Below are 17,239 nucleotides of genomic sequence, written 5' to 3'. Positions count from 1 at the left end.
GGACCCTTCCTCGCCCTCGGACCCTTCCTCGCCCTCGGACCCTTCCTCGCCCTCGGACCCTTCCTCGCCCTCGGACCCTTCCTCGCCCTCGGACCCTTCCTCGCCCTCGGACCCTTTGTAGGCGTCGGGACCTTCGTAGGCGTCAGCCGCGTCACCAGTCACTGCTCAACATCTCCTTGGCCTTGGCGATCCGGCCTTCGTCGCGCTGGTAGAACACCCACTGCTTGATCTTCGTTCCCCGGATCAGCCCCGCCTGGGCCAGCACCTTGAGATGCTCGCCGCAGGTGGGCCGGCTCACGCCCAGCTTCTCGGCGATGAACAGCGAACAGACGCCGTCGCGTACGAGATCGCCGTCGCGCTGGGGGCCGAAGTGCCGCTCGGGGTCGCGCAGCCACTCAAGGATGAGCAGCCGCTTGTCACTGGCCAGCGCCTTGACCAGATCCACATCCACCGAGCCAGTATGGCAATAAGCTAATTACCTGTCCACGCTCGCCCAACCCCACCCTGGACCGCACAGCCTCGCCGCCCCCGTACGAGCACCACCGCCCGTACGGCCTCACGACGCCCGCACCAGCGGCCCGCACGGCCTCACGACGTCTGCACCACCGGCGCCCCTTCGCTGGCCTGCACCAGCACGAACCCCTGCCCCCGGAACGCCAGCTGCATGGCCTCGCCGCTCCCCCGCCCGATCAAGGCCCCCACCTTCACCGTGCGGTTGACCCCGACCTGCAGCCCCGTGCTCCAGCACACCGCCGCCTGCCCGTCCACGAACGTCGGCATCCGCGCCACGTCCAGCAGCACCGGCGTGCCGTGCGTGGTCACCGCCACCCACCCGGTGCCGGTCACCGTGGTGTTGAACAGCCCGCCGGCCGCGACCCCGGCCCCCTGTACCCGCTGGATGTCCCACTTGAGCTCCGGCCCGAACGCCAGCAGGTTCCGCCCGTTGACCGTCAGCCCCTCGTTCTCCAGGTAGAAGAGGTGGATGTCATCGGCGTTGTCGGCCAGATAGAGCAGCCCCTGGCCGCGCACCCGCATGAGGGAGGCCCCCTCCCCCGTCACGGCCTTCTTCAGCAGCCTGCCGAGCCCGCCGCCCTCGTAGTCGAAGTCCATCTGCCCCTGGAAGGCGACCATGGACCCCTGCTTGGCAAGCACCTCGTGCGGCAACTGGACCCGCAGCATCTTGTGGTTCTCCAGCGCGAACCCGCCGGGAAGCGGCTGACCGGCCAGGTTGCCGAAGATCGAACTACGCACGTCGCGCCTCTCACGTCGATGGTCGTCGCCGCCGACGTGCACCCGGAGCCGGCCCGAGCGGCGTCACCTCCGCCGCTCCCACCGCCTCCGGCGCACCACTCCGGCGCCGTTCTACAACCCCATCAACTCAGCGCCCCGGAAGCGAGTTCCCGCACGACCTGAATGAGCTCGGCCGGATCGAACGGCTTGGTCAGGTACGCGTCGACCCCGATCCCCAGCCCCCGCCTCCGGTCGTCGTCCTGCGCCCGCGCCGTGATCAGGACGACCTTGATGTGACTGGTCGCCTCCTCCGTACGCAACTTCTCCGCCGTCGCCCACCCGTCCAGGCAGGGCATCATCACGTCGAGCGTGATCACATCCGGCATGACGTCCATCACGCGATCCAGACAGTCCTGCCCATCGGTGGCGGTCGACACCTCGAACCCCTCGAGGTTCAGGTTGACCGCGATGAGCTGCCGGATGACCTCGTCGTCATCCACGACCAGTACTTTGCCAAGAACGTCGCTCACGGGCGCAAAGCTAGCCCGTAGCGGGGCGGTCACGTGGGGTTTTCGCGGGATGCGTTCAAGGAGCGTTATCTGGTGCCGAGTGGTCCCCGGATGCTGATAGCCTTATCACTCGTCGCCCCCTTAGCTCAGGGGATAGAGCACCGGCCTCCGGAGCCGGGTGCGTAGGTTCGAATCCTACAGGGGGCACACAATCTTGATCAGCAATTCAGGTCGCTGACCAGGACAATCATCACAGATACGGGCGGGCCTCCAGTCTCACGGAGCCCCGCCCGTTCTCGTTGTAGCTCACTGCTTGTGGACCCGTTGTGGACCAGATCGAGCCCGCTCACCGGCCGGTCTTCCTTCCTCGTCTGCGTTGATATCTGCCCGCATCAGCAGATCCCCGTGCCACCCGGTGCTGACACTCGTCGGCGGCCACGATGGGCGTGAGCTCGCCTGTGACGTGCTGGATGGCCAGCATGAGGTGGGAGTCGCAGGCTCGGGCCGTGACGGTTGCCGACTTCGGCTGAGCGGGCTATGTGGTTGGGCAATCGGCTGCCGCGGCCCTCCTTCGGTTGGGCCTTGCCACCGGGCTTGCATCTTGCTGTGCACGGGTGGACTGAGCGCGGCGGTTCCTCACTCGCTGCTGATGGAGATCCAGAGTGGACCCGGCGGATCGGCGGAAGCGGCTGATCGCCTCGAGGCTGTCGCCGCGGCGCACGGTGGTCCGGACGACATCACCCTGCTGGTCATCGAATTTGTCGATTTCGAGCTGCATCGGGAGGAATACACGTTCGTCGATTAGCCCACAGCATGGTCGGCCCCGCTGACCACGGGGTTCCGGGCGGCAGGGTGCGGCGGTTGTTCGGGGAGGGGTGGGTGGGAGGGTGTCTGGGTGCAGATTTCCCTCCTTGGCCCGGTTGCGGCCGCGTCTGACGACGCCTGCCCGATCGACATTCCCGGCGTACGTCTGCGGGTGCTGCTGGCGCGGCTCGCATTGGAGGCCGGTCGGCCGGTGTCGGCGGACGCGCTGATCGACTGCATCTGGGGCGAGGATCCCCCGGCCGGGGCCGTCAACGCGCTGCACGGGCTGGTCTCCCGGTTGCGCAGGACGCTGGGCGGGGCGGAGTCCGTGGAGCTGGTGGCCGGCGGATACCGGCTGCCGCTGCGTCCCGAGGACGTGGACACCCACCGGTTCGAGCAGCTCGCCGGGCAGGCCAGGCGGGAGCTCGCGGCCGGCCGGCCGCGGGAGGCCTCCTCCTTGCTCCGCGCCGCCCTGGAGCAGTGGCGCGGCGACGCGCTGGCGGACGTGCTGGAGGCCCCGTTCGCCCGTAACGTGGCGGCGCGGCTGGAGGAGTTGCGCGCCACCGTCGCCGAGGACTTCTTCGACGCGGAGGTACGGCTCGGCCGCCACTCCGAGGTGCTGGCCGACCTGCGTGTCGCGGCTGTCGCCCGGCCGCTGAGCGAGCGCCTGGCCGAGCTGCGGATCCGGGCCCTGTCGGCCGCCGGACGCCAGTCGGAGGCGCTGGCCGTGTACGACGAGGTCCGCGGCAGGCTCGGCGACGAGCTGGGCATCGACCCCTCGCCCGAGCTCCGCGCGGTCCACCTCGCCCTCCTGCGCGGGGAGCTGAGCCGGCCCGCCGTACGGCCGCAGGCCGCGTCCAGCCGGCTCCCGGCCAGGCTCACCACCTTCGTCGGCCGGGAGCGTGAGCTCGGCGAGCTCGCCCTGCTGCTCGCCGAGGCGCGGCTGGTGACGATCGTCGGGCCGGGCGGCGCGGGCAAGACCAGGCTGGCGCTGGAGGCCGCCGAGCACGTCGGGGAACGGGCGTGGTTCGTCCCGCTCGCCGGGGTCACCCAACCGGATCAGATCGCGGACGCGGTGCTCAGCGCCTGCGGCGGCCTGTTCGAGGGCGGGTTCAAGCCGCAGGCTCCCGCGCCGGCCCGGCTGGCCGCCCAGCTCGACGTCGGGCCGGCCGTGCTGGTGCTGGACAACTGCGAGCACCTGCTGGAGGCGGCCGCCGAGCTCGCCGAGCAGCTGCTCGGCCGGCTTCCGCAGCTGCGCATCCTGGCCACCGGCAGGGAGGCTCTGGCGATCGACGGCGAGGCCCTGTGCCACCTCGGCCCGCTCGGCCTGCCCGTGCGGGACGCGGATCTGGCCGAGGCCGCCGAGTCGGACGCCGTGCGGCTGTTCGTCGAGCGGGCGGGCAGGGTGCGCCAGGGGTTCGCGCTCGACCGTGCCACGCTGGGGCCCACGGTGGAGATCTGCCGCCGGCTGGACGGCATGCCGCTGGCGCTCGAACTGGCCGCGGCCAAGCTGCGGGCGATGAGCGTGACGCAGATCGCCCAGCGCCTGGACGATCGTTTCCGCCTGCTCACCTCGGGCAGCAGGACCGCGCTGCCGCGCCAGCGCACGCTGCTCGCGCTGGTGGAGTGGAGCTGGGACCTGCTGGAGGAGCCCGAGCGGGTGCTGGCCGCCCGGCTGGCCGCCTTCCCCGGCGGAGCCGACCTGGCCGCGCTGGAGGCGATCTGCTCCGACGCGTCCCTGCCCGCCGCCGACGTGGTGTACGTCGCGGGCGCGCTGGTCGAGAAGTCCATGATCCAGCAGGTCGGGGACAGGTACCGGATGCTGGAGACCGTCCGCGCCCATGCGGCGGCCCAGCTCGACGAGCCGCCGATCAGCGACCGCTTCAGCGCGTACTTCCTGGCGCTGGCCGAGGAGAACGAGCCGCTGCTGCGTACCGGGGAGCAGCTGCGCGCCGTCGAGGTCTTCGACGCCGAGCACGACAACCTGGTCGCCGTGCTGCGGGCCGCCATCGGGGCGGGCGACGCGGCCACGGCGGCCCGGTTCGTCAGGTCCATGATCTGGTACTGGGGCATGCGCGGGATGTCCACCGAGTCCGACGCGTTCCTGGGCGAGGTGCTGGCGTTCGGCGACGAGCTGCCGGCCGACGCCCGTACCGCCTTCGAGGTGGTACGGGCGACGGCGGGCCGGCGGGGCGGGCCGGAGGTCCGGGAGAACCTGAGCCGTCCGGGGGTGACGAAGTTCCACAACGCGCTGCCGTTGCTCCGCCTGTCCAGGCTCACCAGCCAGGACGCCGGAGACCTGGAGGCCCTGGACTCCCCCGACCCCTGGGTGCGCGCCAGCGCCCGCTGGGCCTACGACTTCCTGCTCACGGAACAGGGCGATCAGGAGACCGGGGCCCGCCACAGGGACGAGGCGCTGCGCCTGTTCCAGCAGGTCGGTGACCGCTGGGGCCTGGTGATGAGCCTGGTACGGCAGAGCCGCGTCCACGGCCTGCGCGGCGAGCACGAACGCGCGGTCGCGGCCTGCGAGCGAGCCGTCGCGATCGCCGCCGAGCTGGGCACCGAGGAACACCTGTTCATCACCAAGTCGCATCTCGCCCAGAACCGCATGCGCGGCGGCGACCTGGACGGCGCGCTGCACGACATCCACGCCGCGCGACGCGTGGCTCGCGAACACGGCCACCGGCGGCTGGAGGCCAGCATGTTGTTCCCGCTCGCCGAGGTGCACCGCCACGCCGGCGACCTGGACCGGGCCCATGAGGTCGTGGCCGAGCTGGAGACGGTCGTCCACCGGCTGCCCGGCCCGCCCCAGCTGAACGGCGACGTGATCGTGTCCTCCCGGATGGCCGTCCTCGTGACCGAGGGCGCGGCGGAACGGGCACGCGAGCTGCTGCCCCGCGCGATGCGCGGCGTGCTCGGGCACACCAACGCCAACGCCATGGCCCGGGCCGCGGAGCTGCTGGCCAGGCTGCTCGGGCTGGAGGGCGACCCGGCGGGGGCCGCGACGGCGCTCGGCATGAGCCACGTGATCAGGGGCGTCTTCGACGAGGGCGACCCCGATCTGCGGCGGCTGGTGCCCGTCCTGGCCGGGCGGCTCGGCGACGCGGGTTACCAGGAGGCGTACCGGCGTGGCGCGGACCTGCCGCGGCAGGAGGCGATGGACCGGCTCCTGGCCCTGCGCGCGGATCCGTCCGGGGTCGCCGCGGGCTGAGCGGGGGCGACGGGTTCGAGGTCAGCGGCGCAGGAACACGAGCAGGGAGGCGGCCAGTTCGTCCGGGGCTTCCTCGGCCACGTGGTGGCCGCTGTCGATCGGGTGGCCGGTCACGTCGTCGGCCCAGGTGCGCCAGATCGCCAGCGGGTCGCCGTACAGGTCCTCCATGTCGTCCTTGGACGTCCAGAGGAACAGGGTGGGGCAGGTGAGCCGGCGGGAGGCGGCGCGGTCGGCGTCGTCGGCCGCGCGGTCGACGGTCAGGCCGGCGCGGTAGTCCTCGCACATCGCGTGGACGGTGTCCGGGTCGTGGATGGCCCGGCGGTAGTCCTCGTACGCCTCCTGGCCCATCTGCTCGGCGCTCCCCTTGTACCAGGCGTCGGGGTCGGCGTTGATGACGCGTTCGGCGGGCTTGGCGGTCTGGCCGAGGAAGAACCAGTGCCACCAGGACGCCGCGAAGCGGGCGTCGGCCCTGGCCAGCGCCTCGCCGATGGGGATGCCGTCCATCACGACCAGGCGGGTGACGGCGCCCGGGTGGTCGGCGGCCAGGCGGTGGGCGACGTAGGCGCCGCGGTCGTGGCCGGCGACGGCGAACCGTTCGTGGCCCAGCGAGCGCATGAGGGCGACCATGTCGCGGGCCATGGCCCGCTTGGAGTAGGGGGCGTGGTCGGGGGTGGTGGGCGGCTTGCCCGAGCGGCCGTACCCGCGCAGATCGGGGCAGACCACCGTGTGGTGGGGAGCCAGGAGGGGCGCGACGCGGTGCCAGGTCGCGTGGGTGCGGGGGTGGCCGTGGAGCAGCAGGACAGGCGTTCCGGAGCCGCCGTGGCGGACGAACAGCTCGGTCTCGCCGACGTCGATCATGCCGGTCGCGAAGTCGTCGAACATCGGCCGCCTCTACCCAGGACCGTCGCCGATCAACACCCGCCTCGGGCAAGAGCGTGGGGAAAGGCAGCTTAACCGGAGTTCCGCCGCATAAGGGGACGTTCTAGGATCGGGCCATGCCTTTGACCGTGGACGACGTCGACCGGTTCGTGGCCGCCAGACCCCGCCTGGAGGCCATCGCCTACCGCCTGCTCGGCTCCGCCGCGGAGGCCGAGGACGCCGTGCAGGAGACGTTCCTGCGCTGGCAGTCCGCCGACACGGGCCACGTCGAGGTGCCCGAGGCGTGGCTGACGAAGGTGCTCACCAACCTGTGCCTCAACCAGCTCGGCTCCGCGCGGGCGCGCCGCGAGACGTACGTCGGGGAGTGGCTGCCCGAGCCGCTGCTCGCCGGCGACCCGATGCTCGGCCCGGCCGAGACCGCCGAGCAGCGCGAATCGGTCTCGTACGCCGTCCTCACGCTGATGGAACGCCTGTCCCCCAACGAGCGGGCGGTCTATGTGCTGCGGGCCGCCTTCGACCACTCCCACCGGGAGATCGCCGAGATCCTCGACATCACCGAGTCGGCCAGCCAGCAGATCTTCCACCGCGCCAAGAAGCACGTCGCCGACGGCCGGGCCCGCACCGAGGTCGACGAGGCCGCCGCCCGGCGGATCGTCGAGGAGTTCCTGGCCGCCGCCACCAGCGGGCAGACCGAGCCGCTGGTACGCCTGCTCACCCAGGACGCCGTCGCGATCGGCGACGGCGGCGGCAAGGTCCCGGCCCGCGCCAAGGCGTTCGTGGGCGCCGTCGCGGTCGCGAAGTTCCTTTGGGGCCTGGTCAAGCCGGGCAAGGCCAAGCGCGCCATCATCGGCGGCTCGCCCGAGATCTACCCCTGGACCGCCAACGGGGAGCCGGCCGTCGTGGCGGTCATCGACGGCCGGGTCGTCGGCGTCATGTGCCTGGAGGTCACCGGCGAGGGCATCGCCGCGTTCCGCAACCAGGTCAACCCCGACAAGCTCGACCGCGCCACCACGCGCTGGGCGGCCACCGACCACGGGGAGCCGCTGTTCAGAGTCTTCTGAGGCAGGGTGTGACGCGCTTCACATCGTGATCCTGTCAGGAAAACGCGGGCCGTCCGGTTCAGGTGGCGAACCCGCGTCAGACAGGAGCGAGGAAATGCAGCACCGCATCATCGTCCTCGGAGCCGGCTACACCGGAGCCGTCGTCGCCGGCCGCCTCGCCAGGCGGCTGAGCCACGAGGACGTCGCCATCACCCTCGTCAACGCCGAGCCCGACTTCGTGGAACGCGTCCGCCTGCACCAGGTGGCGACCGGGCAGGACCTCAGGCCCAGGCCGTTCCGCGAGATGTTCGCCGGCACCGGCGTCGAGCTGCGGCTCGGGACGGTCACCGGCCTCGACGCCGACCGCGGGACCGTCACCGTCACCGGCGCGGACGGCGCCGAGGAGCTGGCCTACGACACGCTGGTCTACGCGCTCGGCAGCGGCTGGAACGCCGAGAGCGTGCCCGGGACCGCCGAGCACGCCTACGACGTCGCCGGCCGTCCGGGCGCGCTGCGGCTGCGCGAGCGGCTGGCCCGGCTCGACGCCGGGCAGCGCGTGGTCGTCGTCGGCGGCGGGCTCACCGGGCTGGAGGCCGCGACCGAGATCGCCGAGGCCCGTCCCGACCTCGACGTCGCCCTCGCCGCCCGCGGCGGTCTCGGCGACTGGCTCTCGCCGAAGGGCCGCGCGCACGTGCGGAAGGTCCTCGCCGGGCTCGGGGTGAGCGTGCACGAGCACACGGCCGTCACCGGCGTCGAGGCCGGCCGCGTCATCACCGACGGCGAGCCCATCCCGGCCGAGGTGACCGTCTGGACGGCCGGCTTCGCCGTGCACCCGATCCCGCGGGCGACCACCCTGGAGGTCACCGGCACCGGCCAGATCGTGGTCGACGCGACCATGCGCTCGGTCTCGCACCCGAACGTGTACGCCGTCGGCGACGCCGCCATGGCGATGGGCCCCGGCGACAAGCCGCTGCGGATGTCGTGCGCGTCGGGGATCCCGACCGCCTGGCAGGCCGCCGACTCGATCGCGGCGCGGCTGACCGGCGGGAAGTTGCCGAACACGCCGCTGCGCTACTTCAACCAGTGCGTCTCGCTGGGCCGGAGCAACGGCCTGATCCAGTTCGTCACCGCCGACGACCGCGCCGTGCCCACCGTGCTGACCGGGCGGGTCGCCGCCGTCTACAAGGAGCTGGTCTGCAAGAGCGCCGCCTGGGGCGTCGCCAACCCGATGCTGGGCCTGCCGGCCCGGCGCCGCCGCGTCACCCGCCCGAACGCCCCGGCCGGCCCCGCCGCCGCCAGGGCGCGTGCCTGAAGACGGACGGCGGCGGGCCCCCGTCAGGGGTCGTGAGGACGACGAGCTGCCGGGTCGCCCGGGTCATCGCCACGTAACGGTCGACCGTGCCTTCGACGCCCTCGCCGCCCTCGCCGAACCGGTCCGGATCGACGAGGACGACCAGGTCGAACTCCAGCCCCTTCGACAGCTCCGGCGTCAGCGACCGGACCCGGGGCCGCTCCCGGAAGGCCGGGTCCCCGATCACGCAGGCGATCCCCTCGGGGTTCGCGGCGAGCCAGGCGTCGAGGATCGTGCCCAGCTCGGCGACCGGCCCGCGCGTGACGGGGACGCCGCTCTCCCGGATGGAGGCCGGCACGTTGGCGTCCGGCAGGGCCGCCCTGATGACCGGCTCGGCCTCGGCCATGATCTCCGCCGGGGTCCGGTAGTTGACGCTCAGGGTGGCCAGCTCGACGCGGTCGATGCCGACCCGGCCGAGCCGTTCCGTCCACGACTCCGTGAACCCGTGCCTGGCCTGGGCGCGGTCGCCGACGATGGTGAAGCTCCTGGACGGGCAGCGCAGCAGCAACATCTGCCATTCGGCGTCGGTCAGCTCCTGGGCCTCGTCCACGACGACGTGCGCGAACGGCCCGGCGAGCAGGTCCGGCTCCACGGTGGGCAGCTCCGACTCGTCCACCAGGTTGCGCTGGAGGTCCGCCCGGCGTAGCTGCGTCACCAGGCCCTCGCCGTCGTCGTCGGCCTCGATCAGGTTGTCGACGACCTGGGCCATGCGCTCGCGCTGGACGGCCAGGGCGGCCTCCTCCCGGCGCTTGCGGCCGGACGCCTCCGGGTCGCCGAGGCGCTGGCGGGCCGCGTCCAGGAGGGGCAGGTCGGAGACCGTCCAGGACTGGGCGTCCGCGCGCTGGAGCCGCCGGATCTCGTCCGGGCCGAGCCAGGGGGCGCACAGGCGCAGGTAGGCGGGGACCGTCCACAGGTCGCCGACCAGGTCGGCGGGCTCGATCAGCGGCCAGGCGCGGTTGAAGGCGGTGAGCAGCTCCCGGTTGGCCCGCAGCGACCTGCGCAGCAGCTCCGGCGAGACGTCGTCCTCGCCGGAGCCGTCATGTCCGCCGTGCCCGTCGTGCTTGTCGTGCTTGTCGTGCTTGTCGTGCTTGTCGTGCTTGTCGATGAGGATCGTGAGCAGTTCCGCCCAGATCTGGTCGCGGGCCTCGTTGTGCGGGGTGCCGGGTTCGGCGGCCTGGAACGCCTCGGCCCAGTCCTCGGCGCTCAGCCAGACGTCCGCCCAGTGCGTGGTGACCGTCATGCCCTTGGCGGGCGGGTTCTCGTAGAACCTGACGGCCGGCTCGATCGCCTTCACCATGTCCGCGGACGCCTTCAGCCGCGCCACCTCCGGGTCCCGCTCGGGGGCCGCCGCCGCCCCCTCGGGCACGAGGTCGCGCAGGGTGCAGGTCCGCACGCCCTCCTCCCCCAGGCTGGGCAGCACGTCGGCGACGTAGGCCAGGTAGGGCTGGTGCGGGCCGACGAACAGCACGCCGCCCCGGTGGTGGCCGAGCCTGGGGTCGGAGTAGAGCAGGTAGGCCGAGCGGTGGAGGGCGACGACGGTCTTGCCGGTGCCGGGGCCGCCGTCCACGACGAGGGCGCCGCGGGATCCGGCCCGGATGATGGCGTCCTGGTCGGCCTGGATGGTGCCGAGCACGTCCCGCATCCTGGGCGAGCGGTTGCCGCCCAGGCTGGCGATGAACGCGGACTGGTCGTCGAGCGCGGCGTGGCCTTCGAAGCCGTCGGCGGTGAACACCTCGTCCCAGTAGTCGCTGATCCGGCCGCGGGTCCAGCGGTACCTGCGGCGGCTGGCCAGGCCCATGGGGTTGGCGTGGGTGGCGCCGAAGAACGGCTCGGCCGCGGGCGAACGCCAGTCGAGCAGCAGGCGGCGGCCGTCGCTGTCGGTGAGGCCGAGCCGTCCGATGTACACCGGTTCGGGGTGGTCGGTGGTGACCATGTGACCGAGGCACAGGTCAAGGCCGAAGCGGCGCAGCGTACGCAGGCGGGCGGACAGGCGGTGGATCTCCAGGTCCCGGTCGAGCGCCTGCCGGCCCTTGCCGCCGGGGGCCAGGCGTTCGGCGTCGAGGCGGGCGGACAGGTCGGCGATCGACTGCTCCAGGCTCTCGGCGAGGGCCGCGAAGTGTCGCTCGTCGACGGCGATCAGCGCCGGGTCGGCCTTGGCGGCGAGGTTGCCGGGCAGGTCGAACACGCCGGTGGTCAGGGGATTCATGTATGTGGCTCCGCTACGAGGTCGGTCTTCGTGGCAAGGCTGCTGGCCTCGGCGGACGATTCTGCGCCATGACGGGGGTCTTGCCGCAAGCCCCCCGGTACGCTATACGTTGAGAGTGGAAAGGAGTAGAAGCTCCTTTTTCTGCCACTTTGCCCTCTCCGCGGCACAGACTTCGCTTCGCGGAGCAGCGGAAGCGGGTGACCCGCCCGTGACGGGCGGATCACCGGTCAAGGGTCACCAGTCGCCGTCGCCGCCCTCGTCCTCGTCGCCTTCGAAGATCTCCTCGACGATCTCCCCCGCCACCAGGCCGCCGACCACGCCGGCGGCGCCGGCCGCGGCCACCGCGCCCAGGCCCGGCCCGCCGTGGTGCTGCTCGTGACGGCCGTAACCGTGGTGACCGTGGTGGTCGCCGTGGCCGTGGTGGTCGCCGTGCGCGAAGCCCGCGTGGGCGTGCGAGGCCAGGCCGGACAGCCAGCGGTCGAGCTCGGCGGCCCAGTCGGTGTGCAGGGCGTCGGCGTGGCTGACGGTGAAGCGGCCGATCGCGTCGCCGGAGTAGCGGCCGGCGCGCTTGTCGGCCTCCAGGACCACCTCCAGCCCCGCCGGATCGGCCACGAAGGTCACTTCGAGCTCGCCGAGCACACCGGCGTACCGGCCGGCCGGGTGGAACTCGATCTCCTGGTAGAACGGCAGCTCCTGGCGCACGCCGTACAGGCGGCCGGCCTCCAGGTCGGCGGACTTGAACGCGAAGCCGAGCTGCAGCAGCGCCTCCAGGATGCGCAGCTGGGAGGGCAGCGGCTCGACCGCGACCTCGTCGAGGTCGCCCTTGTCGACCGCCTTGGCGATGGCGAGCTCGGTGCGCACGCCCAGCGCCATGCCGTGCAGCGGCTGCCCGCCGATCTGGCTGATCGGCGCCTCCCACGGCACGCCGACCTCGAAGGGGATCGTGCGCTCCGCGCCCTGACGCAGCAGGAACGGCCCCGACACCTGGACGCGGAAGAACTCCCCCGCCCCCGCGTGCTCGCCGTCGCCGTGCTCGAACTCCACGCGGGCGACCAGGCCGAGGGTGACGTGCTCGATCTCGGCGTCGAAGTCGCCGCCCTTGAGCCGCACCTCGCCGGACAGCGTGCCGCCCGGCTGGACGCGCGGGGTCGCCAGAACGGTGTCCACCGAGGGCGCGCCGACGCCGAAGGCACCCAGCATGCGTTTGAAGACCACGGCTTGTTCTCCCTGTCGAAGATCGAATGTGTGCAGCCGCCCCGCACAACGATCTCCGTCCGGCCCCGGTTCCGGCCATGCCGAAATCGTCTGCCCGCAAGGGGGCGAAAACGGCAGGATCCCGGCGGGCGGCGCGTTCGCCGCCCGCCGGGATCCCGGCGCGTCCCGCTCTACCGGACGCCGCGTCTGCCGTAGAGGCCCGCCGCCAGGGCCACCCCCAGACCGGCGAGCACCACCTGGATGACCAGTTCTATCCAGTCGATGCCGCGGGTGTCCGCGACGCCGACCGCGGCGGCGATCGCGGTGCCGATGAGGGCCGCGACGATGCCGATCACGATCGTGAGCCAGATGGGGATGCTCTGACGGCCCGGCACGACCAGCCGGCCGATGACGCCGATGACGAGCCCGATGATGAGGGCGGAGATGATGCCGGTGACTTCCACGCTTCACACTCCCGTTCTGCCGCGCCGGGCGTCGTCACCCCTCGTGGGGGAGGAGTGACCCCCGGCCTGACAGCGCCATTGCTTCCCAGCAGCATCACAAAGAAACCGGACGACTCAGCCTGATATCGGTTCATGGCGGACAGGATCCATGGGGGTGTGCCGTTCGCGGTGGTGGCGGAGGCGGCCCCGCGGTGCCTACACTGCGGGCACACCCCACGAACAGCAGACGCGAACGAACGGCGCACCGAACCCCCCGCAGGAGCCTTTGTGACCGTCAGACGAATCGTGCTGCACGCCCTGCTCGCCGCGACGACCGCGACGACCGCCGCCACGACCGCCGCGGCGCCGGCGCACGCCACCGCCTTCACCCTGACCAGCACCGCCTTCACCCAGGGCGGGATCATCCCGAAGGTGCACGAGTGCACCAGCGGCGGCCAGACCGACCCCGGCCGGCGCAACGAGTCACCGCCCCTGACCTGGAGCGGCGGCCCGGCCGGGACCCGCGGCTACGCCCTGGTCATGAGGGATCTCGACAACAACAACCTCATCCACTGGGTGATCTACGACATCCCGGCGGGCGTGACCTCGCTGCCGCAGAACGTCGAGCACGCCTACCGTCCCGCGGCCCCCGCCGGAGCCCGGCAGATCTACTACCGCGGCAGCGCGACCCTGTACGGCTACCAGGGGCCGTGCTCCCCCTGGTCGGTCAACACCTACCAGTTCACCGTGCACGCCCTCGACCGGGCCGCCCTGACCGAACTGGGCTCCGGTTCGTCCACGACGACCGCGGCGAGGGTGATCTCCGGCGCGTCCCTGGGGACGGCCGTGTTGTCCGGCGAGTCCTGAACGCTCAGGAGCGCCCTCAGCCGAGGGCGCGGTCGAGGTTGAAGGCGGCGCTGATCAGGGCCAGGTGGGTGAACGCCTGCGGGAAGTTGCCCTGCTGCTCGCCCGTCCGGCCGATCTCCTCGGCGTACAGGCCGAGGTGGTTGGCGTAGGTCAGCATCTTCTCGAAGGCCAGGCGGGCCTCCTCCACCCGGCCGGCGCGGACCAGCGCCTCGACGTACCAGAAGGAGCAGATGGAGAACGTGCCCTCCTGGCCGCGCAGGCCGTCGGGGCTGGCGTCCGGGTCGTAGCGGTAGACCAGCGAGTCGGACACCAGGTCGGCGGTGAGCGCGTCGAGGGTGGACAGCCACTTCGGGTCGGTGGGCGAGACGAACTTGGCCAGCGGCATCATCAGCAGCGCCGCGTCGAGCACGTCGCCGTCCTCGTGCTGGACGAACGCCTGCCGCGCGGCGGACCAGCCGTGGGCCATGATCTGCCGGTAGAGGTCGTCGCGCGCCCCGCGCCAGTGGGGGATGTCGGCGGGCAGGCCGCGGTGGGCGGCCATGCGCATGGCGCGCTCGATGGCGACCCAGCACATCAGCCGGGAGTACAGGAACTTCTTGCGCCCGCCCCTGGTCTCCCAGACGCCCTCGTCGGGCTGGTCCCAGTTGTCGCAGACCCAGTCGACCAGGGCGCAGACGGCGTCCCAGTGGTCGCTGGAGATGGGCTTGCCCCATTTGTCGTAGAGGTAGACGGAGTCGAGGAGGGCGCCGTAGATGTCGAGCTGGAGCTGGCCGGCGGCGGCGTTGCCGATGCGCACCGGGGCCGAGCCGCGGTAGCCCTCCAGGTGGTCGAGCTGCCGTTCGGGCAGGTCGGTACGGCCGTCGATGCCGTACATGATCTGGAGGGGGCCGTTGGGGCCGGCGGGGCGCAGGCTGACGTGCCGGGTCAGGAACGACATGAACGCCTCGGCCTCGCCGGTGAAGCCCAGCCGGAGCAGGGCGTAGACGCAGAAGGCGGCGTCGCGGACCCACAGGTAGCGGTAGTCCCAGTTGCGCTCGCCGCCGATCAGCTCGGGCAGGCTGGTCGTCGGGGCGGCGACGATCGCGCCGGTCGGCGCGTACGTCAGCAGCTTGAGCGTCAGGGCCGAGCGGTGGACCATCTCCCGCCACCTGCCCCGGTAGCGGGAGGCCGACAGCCATTTGCGCCAGAACGCGACCGTGGCGGTCAGCGCCTCCTCCGCCTCGACGTGCGGGCAGCCGAGGGGCGGGATCTCGGCCTCGACCCGGTCGAGCGCGAACACCTCCGACTCGCCCTCCATGAGGGTGAAGCACGCCCGCACGTCGCGGCCGTCGCACTCGACCGGCACGGTGGCGCTCAGCGCGAGTGTCAGCTGGGCGGACTCGAAGACGGTCAGGCCGTCGACCTCGCGCACGACGTGCGGGTCGGCCCCGTAGCCGAAGCGGGGAGCCACCCTCGTGTGGAACGGCAGCGAGCCGCGCACGCAGAGCACCCGGCGGATCAGCCGCTGCCGGCCGCTGCCGCCCGGCTCGCCGATGATCGGCATGAAGTCCTGGATCTCGCCCACCCCGCTCTCGGTGAAGAAGCGGGTGATGAGCACGTTGGTGTCGGGGAAGTAGAACTGCTTGGTCCGCGCCGGCACGTCGGTGGCCAGCTCGAACGCCCCGCCCCGGTCGGCGTCGAGGATCGCGGCGAACACGCTGGGCGAGTCGAAGGCCGGGCAGCAGTACCAGTCGATGGTGCCGTCGGTGCCGACCAGGGCCACGCTGCGCAGATCGCCGATGAGGCCGTGCTCGGCGATCGGCAGGTAGCGGTCACCGTCTGCTCCACCCATCGCAGCTGTTCTCCCTGGTCAGGGCGGTGCTCAAACCTCGTGCCCGGCCTCCTCCAGCGCGGCCAGGCGGCGGCGGACGTGGGCGCGCTCGGGCTCGCTCCCGGCCGTCCGGAGCGCGGCGCGGTACGCCTCGGCGGCCTCGGGCAACCGGCCGAGCCGGTGCAGCAGGTCTGCGCGGGCCAGCAGGTAGGGGTGGTAGTCGCGCAGCCGCCGCGCCCCGGCCGGCTCCTCCAGCAGCGCCAGCCCGGCCTCGGGCCCGTCGCGCATGGCCACGGCCGCCGCCCTGTTCAGCGCCACCACCGGGGAGGGGTCGAGCGCGAGCAGCACGTCGTACAGGGCCACGACCTGTGGCCAGTCGGTCGCGGCCAGGTCCGGGGCCTCGTCGTGCAGCGCCGCGATCGCGGCCTGGACGGCGTACGGGCCGGGCGGGCCGCCGCTGAGCGCGGTCACCACCAGCGCCGAGCCCTCCTCGATCATGGCCCGGTCCCACAGGCCGCGGTCCTGCTCGCCGAGCAGCACCGGCTCCCCCTCGGGCCCGGTACGGGCCTCGCGCCGCGCGTGCACCAGCAGCAGCAGCGCCAGCAGCCCGGCGACCTCCCGCTCGGCGGGCAGCAGCCGGCGCAGGATCCGGGCCAGCCTGATCGCCTCCTCGGCCAGGTCGAGCCGCTGGAGGAAGGGCCCGGAGCTGGCCGCGTAGCCCTCGGTGAAGATCGAGTAGATCACCTGGAGCACGCCGGGCACCCGTTCCGGCAGCTCGTGGGCCTCGGGCACGCGGAACGGGACGCGCGCCTCCCGGATCTTCTTCTTGGCCCGGACGATGCGCTTGGCCATCGTCTGGGCCGGCACCAGGTAGGCCCGCGCCACCTCGGGGGTGGTCAGGCCGGCCAGGCAGCGCAACGTCAGCGCCCCGCGGTCCTCGGCCGGCAGCGCGGGGTGGGCGCAGGTGAAGAAGAGCCGCAGCCGTTCGTCGGGCAGGCCGCCGTCCTCACCGGGGGGCGCTTCGGGGGCGGCCCGCTCGGCCTCCGCCGCCAGCACGGCCAGCCGGGTGGCGAGCGCCTGCTCGCGCCTGAGCCGGTCGACCGCCTTGCGCCGCGCGGTGGTCATCAGCCACGCGCCCGGATTGGGCGGCACGCCCTCGGCGGGCCAGTGCCTCAGCGCCGCCTCGACGGCGTCGGAGGTGACCTCCTCGGCGAGGTCGAGGTCGCCGAAGCGGCGGACGAGCGCGGCCAGCAGCCGGCCGCGCTCCTCACGGAAGACGGCCTCGATCTCACGCATCGAAGTCGGCGACCGGGCGCACGACCACCGAGCCGCCGCCGCGCGCACCCGGGCAGCGCACGGCCCAGTCGAGGGCGGCGTCGAGGTCCGGCACGTCGATCACGTAGAAGCCGCCCAGGACCTCGCGCGTCTCGGCGTACGGGCCGTCGGTGACGGTGGGCGTGCCGTCGGCGCTCACCCGTACGGTGGTGGCGGTCACGAGGTCGGCCAGCGACTCGCCGGCGACCAGGACGCCCGCCTCCCGGACGGCCTTGTCGTAGGCCATCCACTCCTGGAAGTCGCCCGGCTCCTGCTCGTCGGAGGTGCCGGCGTTGATCAGCAGCATGTACTTCACGGTGTTCCCCTTCGCGGTCGGCGTACGGCTGGCCCGCCGTACGCCGTATCCACGAACGGGACCCG

General features: G+C 72.5%; 15 protein-coding genes and 1 tRNA gene. 6 read left to right on the top strand and 10 right to left on the bottom strand.

Going from position 1 to position 17,239, the window contains the following annotated elements; translation table 11 throughout:
• Positions 1–151: 151 nt before the first annotated feature.
• The 3 genes from ABZ444_RS01475 to ABZ444_RS01465 all read right to left on the bottom strand — a co-directional run bounded on the left by ABZ444_RS01475 (position 152) and on the right by ABZ444_RS01465 (position 1,760).
• Complete coding sequence (locus ABZ444_RS01475) at positions 152–451, bottom strand: winged helix-turn-helix domain-containing protein (protein WP_352349708.1); 300 nt, start codon at positions 449–451, stop codon at positions 152–154.
• A 137-nt stretch (positions 452–588) separates the two neighbouring features.
• Positions 589–1,251, bottom strand: a complete 663-nt coding sequence (locus ABZ444_RS01470; protein WP_357970841.1) for an AIM24 family protein — start codon at positions 1,249–1,251, stop codon at positions 589–591.
• Positions 1,252–1,373: 122 nt separating this feature from the next.
• Complete coding sequence (locus tag ABZ444_RS01465) at positions 1,374–1,760, bottom strand: response regulator (RefSeq protein ID WP_357991068.1); 387 nt, start codon at positions 1,758–1,760, stop codon at positions 1,374–1,376.
• A 114-nt stretch (positions 1,761–1,874) separates the two neighbouring features.
• Between ABZ444_RS01465 and ABZ444_RS01460 the strand changes: the two genes are divergently transcribed.
• The 3 genes from ABZ444_RS01460 to ABZ444_RS01450 all read left to right on the top strand — a co-directional run bounded on the left by ABZ444_RS01460 (position 1,875) and on the right by ABZ444_RS01450 (position 5,754).
• Positions 1,875–1,946: transfer RNA gene (locus tag ABZ444_RS01460), tRNA-Arg, on the top strand.
• A 442-nt stretch (positions 1,947–2,388) separates the two neighbouring features.
• Positions 2,389–2,544 carry a hypothetical protein gene (locus ABZ444_RS01455; RefSeq protein WP_357991065.1) on the top strand — a complete coding sequence of 52 codons (156 nt, stop codon included), beginning with the start codon at positions 2,389–2,391 and terminating at the stop codon, positions 2,542–2,544.
• Between the two features lie 90 nt (positions 2,545–2,634).
• Entirely contained in the window at positions 2,635–5,754 is a 3,120-nt protein-coding gene (locus ABZ444_RS01450) for a BTAD domain-containing putative transcriptional regulator (protein ID WP_357991062.1), read from the top strand.
• A gap of 21 nt (positions 5,755–5,775) precedes the next feature.
• Here the strand turns inward: ABZ444_RS01450 and ABZ444_RS01445 are convergent, their stop codons facing one another.
• The gene (locus tag ABZ444_RS01445) at positions 5,776–6,636 is read right to left on the bottom strand and encodes an alpha/beta hydrolase (protein ID WP_357991060.1); all 861 of its coding nucleotides are present in this window, start codon (positions 6,634–6,636) and stop codon (positions 5,776–5,778) included.
• Positions 6,637–6,749: 113 nt separating this feature from the next.
• Here ABZ444_RS01445 and ABZ444_RS01440 point away from each other — a divergent pair, with 113 nt between their 5' ends.
• The gene (locus ABZ444_RS01440; RefSeq protein ID WP_357991057.1) at positions 6,750–7,694 is read left to right on the top strand and encodes an RNA polymerase sigma-70 factor; all 945 of its coding nucleotides are present in this window, start codon (positions 6,750–6,752) and stop codon (positions 7,692–7,694) included.
• A gap of 94 nt (positions 7,695–7,788) precedes the next feature.
• Positions 7,789–8,985, top strand: a complete 1,197-nt coding sequence (locus ABZ444_RS01435; RefSeq protein ID WP_357991054.1) for an FAD-dependent oxidoreductase — start codon at positions 7,789–7,791, stop codon at positions 8,983–8,985.
• On the opposite strand, the gene helR is transcribed toward ABZ444_RS01435, so the two are convergent.
• The 3 genes from helR to ABZ444_RS01420 form a co-directional block, all read right to left on the bottom strand.
• On the bottom strand, positions 8,933–11,230 hold the full coding sequence (helR, locus tag ABZ444_RS01430; RefSeq protein ID WP_357991051.1) for an RNA polymerase recycling motor ATPase HelR: 2,298 nt from the start codon (positions 11,228–11,230) through the stop codon (positions 8,933–8,935). The genes ABZ444_RS01435 and helR overlap by 53 nt on opposite strands.
• 234 nt (positions 11,231–11,464) lie before the next feature.
• Entirely contained in the window at positions 11,465–12,445 is a 981-nt protein-coding gene (locus ABZ444_RS01425) for a sporulation protein (RefSeq protein WP_357991048.1), read from the bottom strand.
• 170 nt (positions 12,446–12,615) lie between these two features.
• Positions 12,616–12,888: a GlsB/YeaQ/YmgE family stress response membrane protein gene (locus ABZ444_RS01420; protein WP_357970802.1), complete on the bottom strand. Its 273-nt coding sequence runs from the start codon at positions 12,886–12,888 to the stop codon at positions 12,616–12,618.
• Positions 12,889–13,155: 267 nt separating this feature from the next.
• Here ABZ444_RS01420 and ABZ444_RS01415 point away from each other — a divergent pair, with 267 nt between their 5' ends.
• The gene (locus ABZ444_RS01415) at positions 13,156–13,734 is read left to right on the top strand and encodes a YbhB/YbcL family Raf kinase inhibitor-like protein (protein ID WP_357991045.1); all 579 of its coding nucleotides are present in this window, start codon (positions 13,156–13,158) and stop codon (positions 13,732–13,734) included.
• Positions 13,735–13,750: 16 nt separating this feature from the next.
• Here the strand turns inward: ABZ444_RS01415 and ABZ444_RS01410 are convergent, their stop codons facing one another.
• From ABZ444_RS01410 to ABZ444_RS01400, 3 genes are read right to left on the bottom strand one after another with little or no spacing between them, the layout of a single operon-like run.
• Positions 13,751–15,565: a glycoside hydrolase family 15 protein gene (locus ABZ444_RS01410; protein ID WP_357991042.1), complete on the bottom strand. Its 1,815-nt coding sequence runs from the start codon at positions 15,563–15,565 to the stop codon at positions 13,751–13,753.
• Positions 15,566–15,595: 30 nt separating this feature from the next.
• A complete protein-coding gene (locus ABZ444_RS01405) occupies positions 15,596–16,840 on the bottom strand; it encodes a DUF6596 domain-containing protein (RefSeq protein ID WP_357991039.1) in 1,245 nt (414 codons plus the stop codon).
• On the bottom strand, positions 16,833–17,165 hold the full coding sequence (locus ABZ444_RS01400; RefSeq protein ID WP_357991598.1) for a YciI family protein: 333 nt from the start codon (positions 17,163–17,165) through the stop codon (positions 16,833–16,835). Before ABZ444_RS01400 ends, ABZ444_RS01405 begins: the two co-directional genes overlap by 8 nt.
• Positions 17,166–17,239 lie beyond the last annotated feature (74 nt).

Origin of the sequence: Nonomuraea sp. NPDC005730 (assembly GCF_040630865.1) — a bacterium.
Classification (GTDB): domain Bacteria; phylum Actinomycetota; class Actinomycetes; order Streptosporangiales; family Streptosporangiaceae; genus Nonomuraea.
The sequence above is the reverse complement of the archived record's forward strand: the minus strand, read 5'-3'. Positions and strand labels throughout refer to the sequence as shown.